A 552-nucleotide genomic window follows, 5' to 3' on the forward strand; every position below is an offset into this window, starting at 1 on the left:
GGCCACGAGCTTGCCCAGGGCCGTGTTCGTGTCGACCAGCCGTTTCCTGCCCGTTCCGGACGGGGCTCCAGTGGTTCGCATGCTCGCAGCATCCTTCCTCGGCGGCGGGGGTGCGGCCATTGGCATGTCGCGCCCGGACGATCAGGGCAATCATGTCCGGGACCGTCTAAGGGATCTCTAAGAAACCCGGCGGGCACGCCTCATCGCACAGCCGGCTCCAGCACTGTCCGAGGTCGTTCCGGAGCTGCGGGGGGAGCGCCTCCAGCTGGGCCGCGGGGTTCCTGTTCAGTGCTGGGCGCGGGCCATCGATTCCCTCACGGCCTCGAGGGCGCCTTGGGGGAAGTCGTGTGCCCCGCCGAGAGGGGCGGCTGCGATCTCGGACTGGGCGCTCTCCTCGATCGCGGTGACGAGGGCTGCGGTGGCAAGCGGGTCCGGGCCGAAGGCGAGGAGGCCGTGGTTGCCCATCAGGACGGCGCGGGTGGTGGGCTGGAGGGCGAGGGCTTGCTCGATGCCGCGGGTGGAGGCATCGGATCCGCGAGGTCCCCAGGGAAC

Annotated in this window: 2 protein-coding genes; one reads left to right on the plus strand and one right to left on the minus strand. The window is 70.7% G+C overall.

The genetic code is table 11. The features are described 5' to 3' along the window. Window positions 1-181 (plus strand): hypothetical protein (locus LK10_RS22530; protein WP_231567596.1); only part of this gene is annotated, 181 nt, incomplete at its 5' end. Between the two features lie 104 nt (window positions 182-285). On the opposite strand, the gene LK10_RS04300 is transcribed toward LK10_RS22530, so the two are convergent. Next, window positions 286-552 (minus strand): class II aldolase/adducin family protein (locus LK10_RS04300; RefSeq protein WP_043120444.1); only part of this gene is annotated, 267 nt, incomplete at its 5' end.

This window comes from Sinomonas humi, assembly GCF_000802235.1.
GTDB lineage: Bacteria > Actinomycetota > Actinomycetes > Actinomycetales > Micrococcaceae > Sinomonas > Sinomonas humi.